Genomic DNA, 17792 nt, shown 5'->3' with positions numbered 1-17792 from the left:
AAACCTTACAAATTTTAGCGTGTTGTATGGTATAGTGAGAAAGTATGTTTGGGGAGAAGGAAGGAGATTATACGATGAATACACCTACTCAAACTCCTTCATTATCAGAAACGATGAAAGAGTGGCATTATGCATTAGCATATGAAATTAAACATTGGAAAACGATAGGTGGTAGTAAAATTTCTATCATGAACGGTCGTTTTTTATATACAGATTATGAGAATACAGTGTATGTATTTCAGCTTATTTCGGAAGTAAGCTTACCTGAAGGTTCACCAATTCGAATTGAGTTCGATGGTGAGGAAGCGACAGGAGAAGTATTATCTGTACATGGATTAGAAATAGAACTGAAATTAAATGATTATATACAAGGTGAAATAAGAGAAGCGGTTTTATACAGTGAACCGTGGCAACTTTTAGAGCAACTGCAAGAGCGATTGAAAGAAGCACGTAAAGATAAGCTAAAACGTAATCGTATAAAGCGTCTCGTTGATGGGACGAGCAGTCCGAAACATATTGAGAAGATGAAAAATCCGAAAAATGAACTGGCATATCGCGCATTTTACAATCCGACAACGTACGTATGGGGACCACCTGGAACAGGGAAGTCTTACAATTTATCACGTATTATTTCGGCTCATTATCAAAAAGGAAAATCGGTACTTGTGTTAGCTCATAGTAACGCGGCAGTAGACGTATTAATGAGTGAAGTAACGAAGCAAATTGAAAAGAAAAAGAAATGGACGCCTGGCGAAATTGTTCGTTACGGTTATAGTCAGCATGAACATATACGAAATCATGAAACGTTACTTGCATCGAAATTAGTTGAAACGACGAACGGATCATGGGGTGAGGAAAGACTCTACTTAGAAGAGACACGCCAAGATCTTCGTGAAAAAATCTTATCGTATAAAGCAACATCTGCTGATAAGAAGCGTATACAAGAGATTGAAAGTGAGCTTCGAAAGCAAAAGGCGAAAATTAAAGAAGTAGAAAAAGAATATATTGAAAATGCGAAAGTAATTGGTGCAACTTTATCGAAATGTGCCATTGATTCACTTATTTATGAGCGTACATTCGATTTAGTTGTCGTAGATGAAGTGAGTATGGCGTTCGTTCCGCAAATCGCATTAGCTGCTTCACTTGGGAAACGTATCGTCGTTTGCGGTGACTTTTTACAGTTACCTCCAATTGCGATGGCGAACCATGAACTCGTTCGCAAATGGCTTGGGGAAGATATGTTTTACCATGTTGGGATTGTTGAGTCTGTTAATAAATCAGAAGCACACCCAAACCTATTTATGTTGCAGGAACAAAGACGTATGCATGCGGATATATCGAAGTTTACGAATTCGTTTATTTATAAAAATAGAGTATACGATCATCCGTCTGTTTCAGAGCGTAAAGAACTTGCGCAATTGCAGCCGTTCGCAAATGAAGCGAGTGTTTTATTTGATACGAGCCAAATGGGAGCTTTTTCGTTAAAAGATGCTGCTTCTGGTTCCCGTTTTAACATTATGTCTGGTTTAGTAGCGATGCAAATGATGTTAATCGGATTGTTAGACGGTGTTCAGTCGATTGGTGTTGTGACACCTTACAGGGCGCAGTCACGCTTTTTATCGACGTATATTAGAGAAATGTTGCAGAGAACGAAATATCAAAACATACCAGTTTTAGCGGCGACAGTTCATAAGTTTCAAGGTTCTGAAAGAGATATGATGATCTTTGATACGGTTGACAGTTATCCGCAAGAACGACCTGGCGTGTTATTCTTTGACCATAAAAATCATCGCCTCGTCAATGTAGCAGTGACAAGGGCGAGAGGGAAGTTCATTCAATTATCAGATTGCCATTATATGCGTAAAAATCTTTCTAGAAAACAAGCGTTATCACAATTAACAGCTCATATAGAACGTCACGGAGATGTGTATGATCGCACGACATCAAGACAATTGTGGGAACGGAAAATTTCGAAACGTTTACGCTGGTTTATGGAAATGAATCTTGAAGAGCCGAAAGGGCTATTAAAAGATATTTTAGCCGCAAAACGAAAAATTATTATTTCACTGCCAAGTACGAAACAAGTAGATAAACGAGTATGGCAAGCGTTAATGCGTACAAATGCACAAATAACAGTTTATAGTGATGGACCAGTTCCGCTGAAAAATGTAAAGTTACAAAGACAAAATAAAGCATTCCCATTCTTAGTAATTGATGATGAAATCTTCTGGGCAGGCGCACCGCTTACATCTCAAATGATATTTGAAGGTAGTACGGAATTTTCGTACGTATGTGCAAGACTGCAAGCACCTGAGACAATTGGTGTATTAAAAGGATTTTTAGATATTCGGTAAATTCGGATAGGAATTCCTTGACTTTTACTTGGAATGAACTTAGAATAAAAAATAATTTAATATAATTTTATGAAAATTCTTATCACGAGAGGTGGAGGGACTGGCCCTATGATACCTCGGCAGCGGATTCGTTATGAATACTGTGCCAATTCCAGCAAGGTAACTTGAAAGATAAGAAAGAAGCTCATTTTGACTGTATATACAGAAGCCTCTTTCTATCTTTTAGAAAGAGGCTTTTTTACGTGAAAATAAAAGGAGGAAGAACAATGGGAGCGACAGGAGTAACGTCACAAAGAAAAACAATTGAAGAGAGTATCGAAAGAAATAAGGAAAAGTACATAGAAACAAGTCATGATATTCATGCGAATCCAGAGATTGGTAACCAAGAGTTTTACGCATCTAGGACGTTAAGTTTATTGCTAGGCAGTGCAGGATTTCAGTTGCAGCACAATATAGCTGGACATGAAACGGGGTTTATTGCGCGAAAAAGTTCTGGAAAACAAGGACCGGCAATTGCATTTTTAGCGGAGTACGACGCTTTACCAGGATTAGGCCATGCGTGTGGTCACAATTTAATTGGCACAATTAGCGTTGCAGCAGCAATTGCATTATCAGAAACACTTGAAGAAATTGGCGGGGAAGTTGTCGTGTTTGGTACACCAGCAGAAGAAGGTGGGCCAAATGGTAGCGCGAAATCAAGTTATGTAAAGGCAGGTTTATTTAAAGACATTGATGCGGCGCTTATGATTCATCCGAGCGGAAAAACAGCGACAACGAGTCCTTCACTAGCAGTCGATCCACTTGATTTTCATTTTTACGGAAAAACAGCTCACGCTGCAGCTTCACCAGAAGAAGGGATTAATGCATTAGATGCGGTTATTCAGCTCTATAACGGTATAAACGCACTTCGCCAACAACTTCCGTCAGACGTGAGAATTCATGGCGTCATTACAGAAGGCGGAAAAGCACCTAACATTATTCCTGACTATGCCGCGGCTAGGTTCTTCATCCGTGCAGCAACGCGAAAGAGATGCGCGGAAGTAACAGAAAAAGTAAGAAACATTGCTGAGGGAGCAGCGTTAGCAACAGGTGCAAAAGTAAAAATCCATCAATTCCAAAATGAAATCGATGAATTACTCGTAACAAAAACATATAACGATATCGTAGCGGAAGAACTAGAACTATTAGGTGAAGATGTAAATCGTAAAGAAAGAGTAGGGATTGGTTCAACCGACGCAGGAAACGTCAGCCAAGTTGTGCCGACAATTCATCCGTACATTAAAATTGGTCCAGATGACTTAATTGCGCATACGAATGAATTTAGAGAAGCAGCACGTTCAGAACTAGGAGATAAAGCATTAATTACATCGGCAAAAGCATTAGCGAATACAGCGTATCGATTAATTACAGAAGAAGGGTTGTTAGAGAAGGTGAAGGAGGAGTTTAGGGAGGCACAGAGGAATCAGGGGTAAGGGGATTAAGGCGCTCTTTTCGAAGAGCAATCTAATTAATAAGTAGAGATATAAAAAGAACATTGAAAAATCAATGTTCTTTTTTGTTTGCTAGTCATTGATTTTGTTGGTTTTTCTCAAGAAAGAGAAAATTTTACTGTTAGTGAGGATAATACGTATCCCTTTATTAGAATGACAATTTCTCCTCGAACTCACTCTTTAAAACAATTAAAGGAGATGATAATCCGAATTGCATTAACGAGTCTAAAAACGCAGCGAGGGAATCCATCGAATCGCTCATGACCTTCATCATATAATTAAATTCCCCGCTAATTCGATATAAATCAGTTACTTCAGGAGCGGCATTACAATATTGGATGAAATCAGAGCATTGGCTCGTTTTAAACATGATGAATGCTTGAATGCTTTTATTAATTTTGGAAGGCTCAAATTTCGTTCGGTAAGCCGCTATAACTCCTTGATCTTCAAGTTTATTCATACGCTCCTTTACAGCAGGTTGCGTCATGGATATAATCCGTCCTATTTCTGAAACAGAAATTCTCGCATTTTCATATAACAGGTTCATAATTTTATGATCGATTTCATCCAATTTTACAGCGTTTTGCATTGTGTAGCCTCCTTATTATGTTTTCTAAAGTGAATCACAAATTATAACTATAATATCATAAGTGAACGAACTAAATTACCTATAAATCTGTATTTAAAATGTTTGGTTTTTGCATGAAAATATAAGTATAGGATTTATCAAAAGGGAATTTAGGAAGGTTGGAAATATATGAAGAATCTTGATGGGAAAGTAGCGTTAGTAACAGGGGCGAGTCGAGGAATTGGTCGTGCGATTGCGATGAGATTGGCAAACGACGGTGCATTAGTTGCGATTCACTACGGCCGAAATAAGGCAGCTGCAGATGAAACAATTAGTGAGATTGAATCTAATGGAGGAAAAGCGTTTTTAATTGAAGCAGAACTCAATTCAATGGATGGTGTCAAACAGTTAGTAGAACAATTGAAGAATGAATTACAAATAAGAGTTGGTACATCAGAGATTGATATTTTAGTAAACAATGCAGGGATAGGTACACAAGGGACGATTGAAAATACGACAGAAGAAATTTTTGATGAAATTATGGCCGTAAATATTAAGGCGCCATTCTTTTTAATTCAGCAAACATTACCGTTACTACGAGTAGAAGGGCGCGTTATTAACATTTCATCAGCGGAAGTAAGACTTGGTTTTACAGGGTCCATTGCATACGGTTTAAGTAAAGGTGCACTAAATACGATGACACTTCCTCTAGCTAAACATCTTGGAGAAAGAGGTATAACAGTGAATACAATTATGCCTGGATATACGAAGACAGATATAAATGCGAAATTGCTAGATGATCCGGAAATACGAAATTTTGCTACGAATTCATCTGCGTTCGGACGAATAGGGCAAGTTGAAGATATTGCAGATGTAGTAGCATTCCTTGCTTCTTCTGATAGCCGCTGGGTAACAGGGCAAATTATAGATGTCTCTGGAGGGTTTTGTTTATAGGGGCACTACTCCATAACCAGCAAGCTAATTAAGTAAATTACTAGTTATGAAACGATCCTCGTTTCATAACTAGTAATCTATAGAAAGGTAGGGATGATAAAGAAGTCTATTAAAACGTGATTTTTTGGCTAGGCAACTTGAATAAGGGGGCATTTCTTTTTCTTAAGTTGATGGGTATGTATGGTGACCTCTATTAGACGATAGTGAATTAACAATTTCGGGGTTCAGTTCAACTTTATTCAAAATAAGATTTTTTTGCAGTAAAATCAATGTTAGTGGAACTTTTTTAATCAAACTTTTTTAAAAATTAACATAAATACTTGCAATGTTTAAATTAGTACTATATAGTTCTAGTTATGACAAAGGTAAAATTAATGAATCAAAAACGTGTGATTGAAGTAGCTGCAACATTATTTTTAGAAAAAGGGTTTGCTTATACAAGTATGGATGAATTAGTACGTGTAAGCAAAGTTTCAAAGTCTAATGTGTATTATCACTTTTCTAATAAGGAAGTATTATTAGAAGGGGTCGTTGATTATTGGATTGAAATGTATCAATCTGCAATTGATGACGTACTTTCTCAGAACCAATTTTTAGTTGAAGATCGTATCCAACTGTTTTTAAAGCAATTATCACAAGGAGTTCAGTCGAGAGAGTATAAGGGGAGCTGTCCATTTATTACTCTTTATATTCAAAGTCCTAAACAGGCCACGCAAATAAAAGAAAAAATAGGTCTTTTTTTTACAGGATTACAAAAGAAAGTTTCTCTATTACTTAAACAAGGGGTAGAGAATGGAGAATTTAGAAATACGATTCATATTGATGAGGTTGCATCACTTTTTATTACAAATCTTGAAGGAGCGTTATTTATTTCAGAAACATTGAAGGATGCAACTGTAATCACGAAAACAGCAGATCATTTTTTAAAATTGCTTCGATAAAAGAAGCATTTTTTTTTAATCAAATTAGTACTGATTAGTACTAAAAGGGGGATTTTATATGAGAACAGTATTTTTAACTGGTGGAACAGGCTTTATTGGACAGCAATTAGTGAAAGAATTAGCCAAAGAGGATGTTAAAATTCTTCTTTTAGTAAGGTCGAAAAGTAAAGCAATACGCCTTTTTCAAGAAAGAGGAAACTTAAAAAAGGAAGTTATGCACTTTATTGAAGGTGATTTGACGAAAATAGATTTAGGTCTAAGTGCTGAAGATAAGGAGAGGGTATTGAAAACGGATGTGATTATTCACGCAGGAGGCCCCATGGATATTCAAGCGACAAGTAAAGAGGCAGCTTCCGTATTTTTACATGGTGCCAAACATATTAGTGACTTAGCTAAAAGTATTCATCAATTGAAGGGCTTACAACAATTTATTCATGTTGTAGGTTATATGAGTCCCTTTGATGATAAAAATAGCAAGATTGCAATTGATGTGTTTCAAGAAGGAAATAATTATTTGAAAATAAAAAATCCATATGAGAGAACAAAATTTTTAGCAGATCTTTATATCCGTCAGCAGGCATCAGCAGTAGGTTATCCGCTTTCTGTAATTAATCCGCCAACTGTAGTCGGTAGTAGTAAAACAGGGAGTACAGAGCAGATAGCAGGATTAGGTTTGCTTGTGATGAGTATGCGAAGAGGGCTCATGCCAATGATTCCTGGAGGTAAGGGATATAGGTTACCACTTATTTCAAACGATGAGCTTGCGAAGTTTATTGTGCAGGTTTTCAGATTAGAGCAACCGACTATTCAAACATATACACTTGTTGAAGACAAACAGCACGATCAGAACATTGCTGAGTTATTAAGTATTATGTCAGAAAGTATGAATATGAGGGCACCAAAGATCTCGGTTCCAATGCCGCTTATGAAAACAATTATGAATAGTGGGGTAAGTAAAATAACAAAAATTCCTTCTGATGGACTGAATTTTATTACAAAACGAAAATTTTCAAATGTTTCAGCGAAAAAAATTATGGGAGGGGATTGGTTTAAGAAGACGAGTGTAATGAAATTTCTCCCTGCCGTAGTAGCTGATCTGGATTATCGAATGATAGATCAAAATGGCCAGCATAATCATTTATTTAAACGAACATTATGCGATAACACTACCCTTTACCAATTACAAGGAGAGGGTAAACCGTTTATTTTATTACATGGTTTATTGAGTGATGGAGAGGATTTATTTCCTTTAGCACAAGAGCTTCATGAAAAAACTGGTCAACCTGTATGGATCTTGGATCTTCCAGGTTTGGGACGTTCTCCTTTTAAACGAGAGAAAAATCTTCTAGATATCTATTTGAATGTAGTGAAAAAGTTATTGGAGAAAGCTACTAATGGTGCACATCTAATTGGTCATTCATTCGGTGCATTTATTCTTCTGGAAGCATTGGTACAAGAGTACATAGATAAGAAGTATTCAATCACTTTACTTCAGCCACCTGTTGTTAAAAAAAATGCTAAATCGCTAAATGTTCCTCAATTTATGAACAAATGGAAATTAAAACTGGCAACTACTAATTTCATAGAGCGATATTTATTAAGTAATGGTTTGTTTGAAAGTATAGAGAGCATCCCTGAACATTATATTGAAAAAATAAGGAACAGTTTTACTTCTCCTAGAATTTTAAATACTACGGTTCAGCTTAACAGTTTACTACTGAAAAACGATCAAGGTGATTTCAATGAAGTAACAAAGTATAATCTTCACATTATTTGGGGGGATTATGACAGAGGTTATTCTGCTCCATCGTATCTTGGTAAGGTTGATTTTGTTCCATATGGCCATCATTTTCCTCTTAGCCATCCGAGTGAAACGGCAAGATTAGTAATGAAAAATAGTAATACTAGCAGATGAGAGTTTGGGATAAATAAAAAGTGTGTAGTAAAATCGTTGTGTTTTTGAAATAAAATCGTACTGTGTGGGGGCCCACCCCATCACTATCAGACTAAGAAACGCAAATACCTCAAAACGAAAAAATGAGCATTTTATTACAAGATAGTACAAAATTTCGTTCTGGGGATGCTATAAAATTTTAGCTTGATGGCGATGTGGTGCTACCCCACATCCATCAACTTAAGGATTTTGTGCTGGTTTAAAATAAAGTTTGGTTAAAAAATCATTCTAAACCCATAATTTCAATGCATATAAAAAGCCATTGTTTTAAACAGTAATTGAACAAAACGATGGCTCTCTTTTATTTTCCAGAACTGTTTTTCATAAAAAAGTCTGATTAATTTAATTTTCCTTATACCACTAACGCACCATTTAGTTTAATAAGAATGAATGGATTTAAACTTTCTTCCAATAAAGTTAGCAGGTACAGGGTTGAGTTCTATTTCTCTTGACCAAACAGAGAGTTGACCAATGTGGTGAATCTCATGAGCAATTATATGATGTAATATTTCCTCAACAGTATATTTATCTTCATCCCAAGCAACACATACAGCTTTCTCTTTTAATTCATCTAAATTTTTTTTGAGAAATTCAGCTATTTCATTCCGGAATCTATCTGAAAGAGATTTAACCCTTTCAAGTGTATCATAATCAGCAAATTCAACTACTATGTCTTCTTTGCCTTGAATACCACGAACCCAACTATATTCAACATCAATAATGTGAAAAAGGGTATATAAAATACTTCCTACTCCTCCAGTTCGCTCTTTTATCAACTCTTCATTTGATAGTTGATTACACCATTCAAACCATTCGTCTCTTACTTGCCAGTTATATTTAAAAAAATTTATCAATGTAAATACTCCCCTATATAATTGTTTATAGCAATAAGAATTAGCTTTTGTCACTAAAACCCCTCTTTTTATTGAAGTAACCTGCCCTGGTAGTTCAATAAAACAAGCTCTAGATAAGTAATCTCGAGCAAAAGCGTTGCACCTTATTAAAACAACACGTCTTTTTTAAACTTCGTGACTTTATTCCAAATCCGTATATAGACTATTTTTGGAGTTAAAAGCACGTTACTATTCTCTTATATTAATGAGAAAGGGTGACGTACTTTTTATGAATATCCACCAAAAACAAGAGTTATCTTTATTTGCCGAAGAGTTATATCGATATATGTCTCCCGCTACACTTAATCAATTAGCTATAGAAGCAGGCGGGATGAAACGAAAACGTAAGTGCCATGGGCACCATTTCTTATCTTTGTGTGTATGGTTAAATCAACAAGTCGCTACTACCTCTCTTACTCAACTTTGTAGTCAGTTAGAAACCTCAACAGGAATTTTATTAAGTCCGGAGGGACTTAATCGACGCTTTAACTCAGCCTCTGTAGCTTTCTTTCGAACTGCATTTACTACACTTCTACAAGCTAAAATTGGAGGTTTATCTAAGATTTCTCATTCTCTTTCAGCTTACTTTGAGCGCATTCGCATCCTTGATTCTACAACCTTCCAAGTTCCAGATCGATTCGCAGCTACTTATCCTGGTGCCGGAGGATGCAGTCATAAAGCTGGTGTGAAAATTCAACTAGAGTATGACTTGTTGAGTGGGGAATTTTCTGATGTGGAAATTGAACCAGGAAAACGAAGTGATCAGGCATATAGTGCGACTCGAACAGGTATGGCACAAAAGAATGAACTATATATTCGTGACTTAGGATATTTTCGTTTACAAGACTTTAAGTCTATTCAAGACAAGCAAGGATATTATTTATCACGTCTTAAGTTACCAACTAAAATATACAGAAAAAAGTTCGAAACAGTTGTATTTAAAACAAAGCCCACTCAATTGAGACCGGTATATATACAAATTCATTTGGAAGACATCATGACACAATTACAACCTGGCCAAGTGTATGAATTACATGATGTTTATGTAGGGAGTAAAGACAAACTACCTACTCGCATTGTGGTTTATAGATGTACCGAGGAGCAAAAACAGAAACGCCTACGTGACCGAGCTATTCGCGAAAAGAAAAAAGGAATTACTTATACAGAGCGTACGAAGCTTTTACAAGGTATTACGGTATATATGACAAACATTCCTACGGAATGGGTACCAAAAGAGAAAATCTATGATTTATATTCACTACGTTGGCAAATTGAACTGTTATTTAAAATATGGAAATCTTGGTTTCAAATTCATCGTTGTAAATCTATTAAACAAGAACGATTAGAATGTCACCTTTATGGGCAACTCATTAGTATTCTATTATGTTCTTCTACCATGTTTAAAATGCGAGAACTCCTGTTACGGAAGAAACAGAAAGAGCTAAGTGAATATAAAGCGATGTACATAATTAAGGATTATTTTTCACTTTTTTACCAAGCATTACACAAAAACACCCAAGAATTATCAAAGGTTCTCCTTCGTCTGTTTAACCTCCTACAGCACAACGGACGAAAATCTCATCGATATGAGAAAAAGACAGTCTTTGATATTTTGGGTGTTGTGTATGATTATACCACTTCTACTCATCATGTAGCATAGTAAAAAATTGAAGCCTGTCAGGGTTTATTTGATATGCCCACTTTTATAAAATCTATAAAAGATAATAAAAAGCTATATGGAAAGACCGCATTTTGTATAAAAATATACCTTAAGTTGATGGGCATGGGGTAGCACCACATGCCCATCAACTTAAGAATGTAGAACTCCCCAAAAAAATTATGAGTTTTTTGTTACAAGTTATCACAAAATTTCGTTTTTGGGTAGTTTTATTTTCTTAGCTTGATGGCGATGAGCGGTACCCCATAAAGGCCCCTGATACATAATTGATGTTCTGCCATTTGTAGAAAACAATCCACTTATACCATTTTAACAAGAAGAAATATCTCGTCCATGTTGTAATATTGGCTTACGTTAAGCTTGTGAAAAAAACATATTCATGTATAATACAATTGATGTATGATGCATTAGTTGTAGGAGGGTGACCTATTTGAAAAGAGAAGATGCCTTAAAACTAAGAACGGATATTAAGAAAATGATTATAATAACTGGGGTTTTTGAATCTCAAAATTTGCCCAATGGACCATTTGAAAAACCTTTACCAACTTCTCAAATGATGGCGTTAGAGGAACTAGAGGTGGAAAAATTAACTGTTTGGCAACTATCCAATAAACTTAGATTAGAGACTTCAACTGTAAGTAGATTGGTAGATAAGTTAGTAAAAAAGGGGCTTGTTTATCGTGAAGTAAATGAAAAAAATAGAAGAGAACTTTTTCTGCACCTCACAGAAAAAGGTCACATAACTGTTAATTGCTTAAGAGAGCAATCCATTACATTTTATCAAAGTATTCTCAATAATTTATCAGAATCAGAACAAAAAATAGTTGTGGATGGTTTTGAATTATTTATTGATTCTATTTCTAAGTCTTTTGATTAGAGTGAGGTAAGTCATAACATTTGGAGGATAAAATGAGTTTGCATTTTGAACGTCCTATTATTGAATTAAAAGAGAAATTTGATGAATTAAAGAAAATTATGAAAGAAAATAATGTAGATTTATCGTCAGAAATTCATGAATTAGAAAAACGTTTAAATAAAATGCAAGATAAAATTTATTCTAATATTACACCTTTTCAACGAGTTCAAATTGCAAGGCTACGTAACCGACCCACGACATTGGACTATATACCTTTATTGTTTACAAACTTTCTCGAACTTCATGGTGATCGATTATATGGTGATGATAAAGCAATGATAGGTGGTATTGCAAAATTTAAAGGAATGCCCGTTACGGTTATTGGTCATCAAAGAGGTAGAAATACAAAGGAAAGTATAGAAAGAAATTTTGGAATGGCACATCCAGAAGGTTATAGAAAAGCGCTAAGACTTATGAAACAAGCTGATAAATTTAATCGCCCTATTATTACATTTATTGATACAATAGGCGCCTATCCAGGGATAGGGTCTGAAGAACGTGGAATTTCTGAAGCGATAGCTCGAAATCTATTTGAAATGACTACACTTAAAGTGCCAATTGTTTGTATTGTAATTGGAGAGGCATCAAGTGGTGGAGCTCTTGGCATTAGTGTCGGTAACCATATCCATATGTTAGAGTATTCATGGTACTCGGTGATTTCGCCAGAAGGAGCAGCATCTATCCTATGGAAGGACGCTAAGTATGCTCCAGAAGCTGCTGAACATATGAAAATTTCAGCAAAAGATTTAAAACATTTAGGAATTATTGATGAAATCATTCCTGAAATTAAAGGTGGAGCACAAAATGATATAAAATCACAGGCAAAAATGATTGAATCTGTAATCGAATTATCTCTAAAAAAATTGATACTATTATCCTCAGAAGAGCTTATACAACAGCGGTATGAAAAGTATAGACAAATAAAGAATTATAAATGAAAATATTTAAAGTCCGTATTACATTTCGGAGGATTCTCGCGGAAAAATTTTAAATATTTTGTAAGTAACCTCTTAAACTGGGATATGCTGATACTATTACTCTACAAAAGATGTGTGATCGGTATGGAAAAGGAAAATTTGTTCAAATGGAAGCATTATCACATACCCATCAACTTAAGAAATTGATTGTTCCCCAAAACGAAAAAATGAGCTGAATTCTCATAAATAATTGTAAAAAGGTGAAAATTTCGTTATGAGGGGGATCACAAAAGCTTAGGTTGATGGCAATGGGGTACCGCCACATCGCTATCAAGCTAAACTTCTGAAATATCCCCAAAACGAAAATTTCATCCTTTCATAGTTGTCCATAGGATCTTAGGGTGATTTTCATTTTTGAGAAGAATACATTTCTCAAATTGATGGCAATTATGGAGGGGTAAAAATAATGTTACGATGTTTATAAAAAATATGCGAAGAAATATGTTAATAGATTTTTTAATAATATTCATATAAAATACTATTTTGACTTAGATTAAACTTTGTTTCAAACAAACATTAAAATTTATTTTAAAGAAAGGGAAATATGGTAGAAAATGAAAGCAAATATTAAAATTATTGAAAAGCTTAAAGAAGAATCTTGTACCTTCTACATTCACAAAGTAACATCTTTTATTCTAGATATGGTATCAACACTAGAGAATAGTTCTGATAACTATTTAATAGTTAATTCTACTCACAAAGGTGAACAAGAAAAAATTTCTTGCTCAACTGTTATTTATTTGGAATATCTTGAAAGGAAAATTTTTGTTTATACAAAAGAAAATATATTTGAGATAAAAAGTCCTTTATATAAATTACAATCTGAACTTCCAGATAATTTCACTAGAATTTCAAAAACTATAATTATCAATATTCATTTTTTAAACAAATTCTCCGCTAAAGCAAACGGAAATTTGGAAGCACTGCTTTCAAACAGAGAAAAAGTAATTGTATCAAGAAAATATGTTTCTTCATTAAAAAAACAGCTAAAAAACCATTCCCGATAACCACTTATGTATTGATTTTTACCACTTATGTTTAAAAGCATTTCTTTATATCTCCTTTGATGTAAATATTAATAAAAACAAAGGAGGATATACAATGTATACTATGATTAAAGAAGTATTTATAAGAACTCCATTATGGGTATGGATATTATTATTCATTTTAATAAAAAGGGGTATTGCTATTTCTCAAGAAAGACCAATTAATTTATCTAAAATGTTCCTTGTTCCCATGATTTTTATGATATGGGGGTTAGATAAAATTATCACTAAATTTTCTTACTTAGGATATTGTTTAATAAGCTATACGATTTTCATTCTTCCAGGTATTATGATTGGATATTTGTTATATGTAAAATATCAAATTTTCTTCAAACAAGAGACGGTTACTTTCAGGAAGAAATGTTACCTTCCATTAATAATTATATTGATTAATTTCTTTGTAAAATATCTCTTAAATGTAACTTTAGGAATGTATGCATCATTTTATGATGATATTTCGTTTAATATAATTTATTCTGCCATAAGTGGACTATCTGTAGGTTTATTTTTTGGCGGAATATTCTACACATTTTATATACAATCAAAATTAAATAACCTTATCTTAAAATCATAAAAAAAGAAGGGAAAGACTTTATTGAAACTAAAAAAACGACTGTATACAGGTTTAGGAACTGGTTCATTTATATACATGATAGTTTTACTATCAAGAAACTATAACATATCTATTACACGAGCTGAGATAATAAGTGTTCTTATAATCTCAGCTTGTGCAGGCATTTTTACATTCATTTTTGATATTGAAAAAATCAGCTATTTGTTCGCCTTGGTAATCCATTTTTTCATGATGATTATAGTTGTCTTTCTTATATCTACATATAACCATTGGATAGAAATATTCCCAACTGCTGATTTTCTTGAAAGTATAGTTTTAATATATGTATTTTCTTGGTTAATATCATTTTTAAATACAAAAAAAGATGCTAAAGAATTAAATATGTTACTAAAAAATAAGAAAAACATTTAAAGTGTCCTTCTTATAAGAAGGATTATGGTAATTAATCAGGTCGCTTGTTTAACAAAAACAACCCTTTTTACGTATGTAAACTTTGGTTAGTTTACGTTGTCTTCCGTTTTCGAACCTCATGTCATCTACGTTTACAATACGATAGCTACATGAAAATAAAAAATAAGTAAAAAAGTGGAGGGTGATTTGTCTAAAAATATAGAATTTTTAACAAAAATTCATAAATATGTTATATAATGATGTTAACAAACTATATTTTAGGCATTACCCCCGATTGTGTAGAATAAATAATTTTTCGATGAGCTAAAGTATTTGGCTAAAAGAACTTGTAGCGGGGCCTTGCTACAAGTTCTTTTATTTTTTCAGTAAAGGAAAATAAGAAAAAAGAAGGGGACACGAGTATGATTGGAAATTTAAAGAAAGCAGCATTGAATTCGTTAGATGGGAAATGGGGGGTAGGTATAGGAGTATCAGCTTTATTCTATTTTGTACCAATCTTAAGTGCATCAGCAATCGCCTTTTTTATGTATTTAATATTTGTACTGTTTATCGGGATAATTGGTCCTGATGCATTATTTATTTATTCAATAGGTGGGCAACCACAAGTAGATCCGGTAGCACTTGCTGCACTTATTCTAAGTTATATTGGTTTATGGGAGGTATGTTTCCTAATTTACAGTGTCATTCAAGGTATCTTTAATTATGGATATTCTGTTTTTACTTTACACTTAGGGAAACAAGAAGAAGTTAAGGTAGACGATGTATTTTCAGGATTTAAAAAGAAGAATTTGTTTAAATCAATGAAGTTAGGTTTAATGCAAGCTATTTTTATTTTTTTATGGAGCCTATTATTTATTGTTCCAGGTATTATTAAATATTTTTCTTATTCCATGTCGTATTACATATTAGTTGAGAATCCTGATTATACAGCAAGTGAAGCATTGAGAGAAAGTAAAAGAATAATGAAAGGACAAAAGCTAAAGTTATTTGTTCTTTGGTTATCATTTATAGGTTGGTTTTTATTAGCAGCATTTATCGGAATGTTTACATTTAATCTATCATTTATTTTTATTTCTCCTTATTACAACACAACTGTCTCACATTTTTACTTAGATTTAGTTAAAAAGCAGGATATTGGAGAAGCGAAGGTAAGTATATAAATAGGAAAAAAGTATGTTTAAGGTGAAAAATATTCGTAGTTGAAAGTGGATATGTGTTTAAGCATATCCACTTTTTAATATTATATTAAAAGTCTTAAGCTACTGGTTATTGTGATTTGGATAAGGATACCGCAAACGTGTTGCAAGTTAGATGGGATAGGGCAAGAATACCGCAAACGTGTTGCAAGTTAGATGGAATAGGTGTAGCACTACATCACTTGTAAGCTACGGTTATAAAATCCTCCTGAACAAAGAATATCCCTTTACAATTACTTATGAGTATTTAGTTCAGCTTTATCAAGCATATACTTACCTACTGTTTGCTTTTTATATATTATAGTAAAGACAGAAATCGGTTATGGCTATAATTCTATATAGGCTTTTTCTCCACCTGGAATCTTGAATGTATTTACATCAAATTCTTTAATTATATATATCTTTATCGCTTCAAAATCCTTACCAAAAGCGAGAGATGGATTTTTTAAGAAATATATTATTTTTTCCTTGTCATAGATTCGGGCTGTAATTATTTCTTTGTCCGAGTGAAACGATAAATTGACTCCTTTGTAAAAATATTCGTAATATCCCTCTTCATCCTGCTCACTCTTATCTTCAAAAGGAACAGATTCAATATAATATATAGTGCCATTTACATTTATTGATTTCATATAGCATTACTCCCTTTTCAAGAATATCCATAAGGAATTATATAGTCTCTGTGTATTATACCAAAAATAGGGAATCTACTTTTGGAATTGTAAATAATATATAGGATCAAATTAAAATCTTTATATTATTTTTCATATTAGGGGTCGCCATATGTGCCCATCACTTAAGAATTTAAACCCTCAAGATGAAAATTTTGTGTATTTTTTACAGAAAACAACTAATTTTTCATCTTGGGGGTATTTGCTTTTCTTATCTTGATGGCAATGGGGTCCCGCCAACAAGATAAGAATTTTGCACGCTAAGCAAAAATACAATAAGCTGTCCATATGGGCAGCTTATATACATAATTCTCGTTATTGGAAGTTATTCTATATTGTTCTTAAATAAACTTAATATTTGTTGAGCATCTGTATCCCTTATTATATAATGTTCGAGATTTTTTTGTTCTTCATTGTCTTGACGAGCAATTACAACTTTTTTATTCTCTAGCCAAATTAAATATGTTTCACTGGAACTATCTTGGTAATTTACATTCATTTGATAATCAATATTTGCTTTGGCCTCATCATCTAGCAAAAGAGGAATAACTCTTTCTCGATCCTTATCTATTCCTGCATGTTCCATAGATTTAATAATTTGATCAAACTCTAGATTTATAGCTGTTTTTTTATTTTTTACCTTAGTTGATATAAGCTCAATTTTCTTTATTTCCTTTCCTTGAAAGAAAATTTGTTTGCGATTTTCCTCTTGTTGTATTGAGGCAGTTTTTACTTTTGGTTGTTCAGTAGTAGATGTACTACCAGTGTTTGTCTCAGTCGAACAAGCGGATAAATATAGGAATAATGATAAGGTCAGAAATGATATATTTTTATTCATAAATTAACTCCTTTTTTTATGGATAATATTCTCTTTCACCATGTAATAAACCTTTTTAAAGGGGAGAAGCTATCTACTCTTCGTATGAATACCTTATACACTTGAAGTTAACATAACGTCTCATTGTCGGTAGCAAGTTTTTCATAGCATCCTTATTTTTACTAAATTTTTTGTCTCTATGTCTATCTATCACTTATACAAGATTTTATACATCATTGATATAGCGGAGATTTTAGGGATCTTCGCTATTCTTTTTCGCATAAAATCTTGTATAAAAAAGTAGTTAGACTAGTGTGTTTTACTCCAATTCATTTCAAAATATAATTGGAAA

Annotated in this window: 16 protein-coding genes and 1 riboswitch; of the genes, 12 read left to right on the top strand and 4 right to left on the bottom strand. The window is 33.5% G+C overall.

What is annotated here, in order from left to right; genetic code table 11:
• The first annotated feature begins 44 nt into the window (after positions 1–44).
• On the top strand, positions 45–2354 hold the full coding sequence (locus ATL10_RS13670; protein WP_142669956.1) for an AAA domain-containing protein: 2310 nt from the start codon (positions 45–47) through the stop codon (positions 2352–2354).
• A gap of 76 nt (positions 2355–2430) precedes the next feature.
• Positions 2431–2532, top strand: a riboswitch (SAM riboswitch).
• Positions 2533–2620: 88 nt separating this feature from the next.
• Complete coding sequence (locus ATL10_RS13665) at positions 2621–3826, top strand: M20 family metallopeptidase (RefSeq protein WP_000501367.1); 1206 nt, start codon at positions 2621–2623, stop codon at positions 3824–3826.
• A gap of 166 nt (positions 3827–3992) precedes the next feature.
• Here ATL10_RS13665 and ATL10_RS13660 read toward each other — a convergent pair whose 3' ends face one another.
• On the bottom strand, positions 3993–4433 hold the full coding sequence (locus ATL10_RS13660) for an Lrp/AsnC family transcriptional regulator (RefSeq protein WP_065229048.1): 441 nt from the start codon (positions 4431–4433) through the stop codon (positions 3993–3995).
• Between the two features lie 168 nt (positions 4434–4601).
• Between ATL10_RS13660 and ATL10_RS13655 the strand changes: the two genes are divergently transcribed.
• From ATL10_RS13655 to ATL10_RS13645, 3 genes are all read left to right on the top strand, one after another.
• Positions 4602–5366: an SDR family oxidoreductase gene (locus ATL10_RS13655; protein WP_098284648.1), complete on the top strand. Its 765-nt coding sequence runs from the start codon at positions 4602–4604 to the stop codon at positions 5364–5366.
• Between the two features lie 374 nt (positions 5367–5740).
• The gene (locus ATL10_RS13650) at positions 5741–6307 is read left to right on the top strand and encodes a TetR/AcrR family transcriptional regulator (RefSeq protein ID WP_001072318.1); all 567 of its coding nucleotides are present in this window, start codon (positions 5741–5743) and stop codon (positions 6305–6307) included.
• A gap of 58 nt (positions 6308–6365) precedes the next feature.
• The gene (locus ATL10_RS13645) at positions 6366–8222 is read left to right on the top strand and encodes an alpha/beta fold hydrolase (protein WP_071714276.1); all 1857 of its coding nucleotides are present in this window, start codon (positions 6366–6368) and stop codon (positions 8220–8222) included.
• Positions 8223–8638: 416 nt separating this feature from the next.
• On the opposite strand, the gene ATL10_RS13640 is transcribed toward ATL10_RS13645, so the two are convergent.
• The gene (locus ATL10_RS13640; RefSeq protein WP_033667686.1) at positions 8639–9115 is read right to left on the bottom strand and encodes a DinB family protein; all 477 of its coding nucleotides are present in this window, start codon (positions 9113–9115) and stop codon (positions 8639–8641) included.
• Positions 9116–9383: 268 nt separating this feature from the next.
• Between ATL10_RS13640 and ATL10_RS13635 the strand changes: the two genes are divergently transcribed.
• The 7 genes from ATL10_RS13635 to ATL10_RS13605 all read left to right on the top strand — a co-directional run bounded on the left by ATL10_RS13635 (position 9384) and on the right by ATL10_RS13605 (position 15916).
• Positions 9384–10814 carry an IS4 family transposase gene (locus ATL10_RS13635; RefSeq protein WP_110497015.1) on the top strand — a complete coding sequence of 477 codons (1431 nt, stop codon included), beginning with the start codon at positions 9384–9386 and terminating at the stop codon, positions 10812–10814.
• 448 nt (positions 10815–11262) lie between these two features.
• Complete coding sequence (locus tag ATL10_RS13630; protein ID WP_002094076.1) at positions 11263–11709, top strand: MarR family winged helix-turn-helix transcriptional regulator; 447 nt, start codon at positions 11263–11265, stop codon at positions 11707–11709.
• Between the two features lie 32 nt (positions 11710–11741).
• Positions 11742–12686: an acetyl-CoA carboxylase carboxyltransferase subunit alpha gene (locus ATL10_RS13625; protein ID WP_000052084.1), complete on the top strand. Its 945-nt coding sequence runs from the start codon at positions 11742–11744 to the stop codon at positions 12684–12686.
• A 593-nt stretch (positions 12687–13279) separates the two neighbouring features.
• Complete coding sequence (locus tag ATL10_RS13620; RefSeq protein ID WP_061660782.1) at positions 13280–13732, top strand: LytTR family DNA-binding domain-containing protein; 453 nt, start codon at positions 13280–13282, stop codon at positions 13730–13732.
• A gap of 94 nt (positions 13733–13826) precedes the next feature.
• Complete coding sequence (locus tag ATL10_RS13615) at positions 13827–14345, top strand: hypothetical protein (protein WP_061660781.1); 519 nt, start codon at positions 13827–13829, stop codon at positions 14343–14345.
• 21 nt (positions 14346–14366) lie between these two features.
• Positions 14367–14756 carry a DUF3021 domain-containing protein gene (locus tag ATL10_RS13610; RefSeq protein WP_061660780.1) on the top strand — a complete coding sequence of 130 codons (390 nt, stop codon included), beginning with the start codon at positions 14367–14369 and terminating at the stop codon, positions 14754–14756.
• A 401-nt stretch (positions 14757–15157) separates the two neighbouring features.
• On the top strand, positions 15158–15916 hold the full coding sequence (locus tag ATL10_RS13605; protein WP_110497013.1) for a DUF975 family protein: 759 nt from the start codon (positions 15158–15160) through the stop codon (positions 15914–15916).
• Positions 15917–16278: 362 nt separating this feature from the next.
• Here ATL10_RS13605 and ATL10_RS13600 read toward each other — a convergent pair whose 3' ends face one another.
• Entirely contained in the window at positions 16279–16584 is a 306-nt protein-coding gene (locus tag ATL10_RS13600; RefSeq protein WP_061660778.1) for a hypothetical protein, read from the bottom strand.
• A 364-nt stretch (positions 16585–16948) separates the two neighbouring features.
• Positions 16949–17461, bottom strand: a complete 513-nt coding sequence (locus ATL10_RS13595; protein WP_061660777.1) for a hypothetical protein — start codon at positions 17459–17461, stop codon at positions 16949–16951.
• Positions 17462–17792: the final 331 nt, after the last annotated feature.

Origin of the sequence: Bacillus sp. 196mf, assembly GCF_003217275.1 — a bacterium.
Lineage (GTDB): Bacteria > Bacillota > Bacilli > Bacillales > Bacillaceae_G > Bacillus_A > Bacillus_A thuringiensis_S.
Note: the sequence above shows the minus strand (reverse complement) of the source record. Positions and strands in the feature narration are given on the sequence as shown.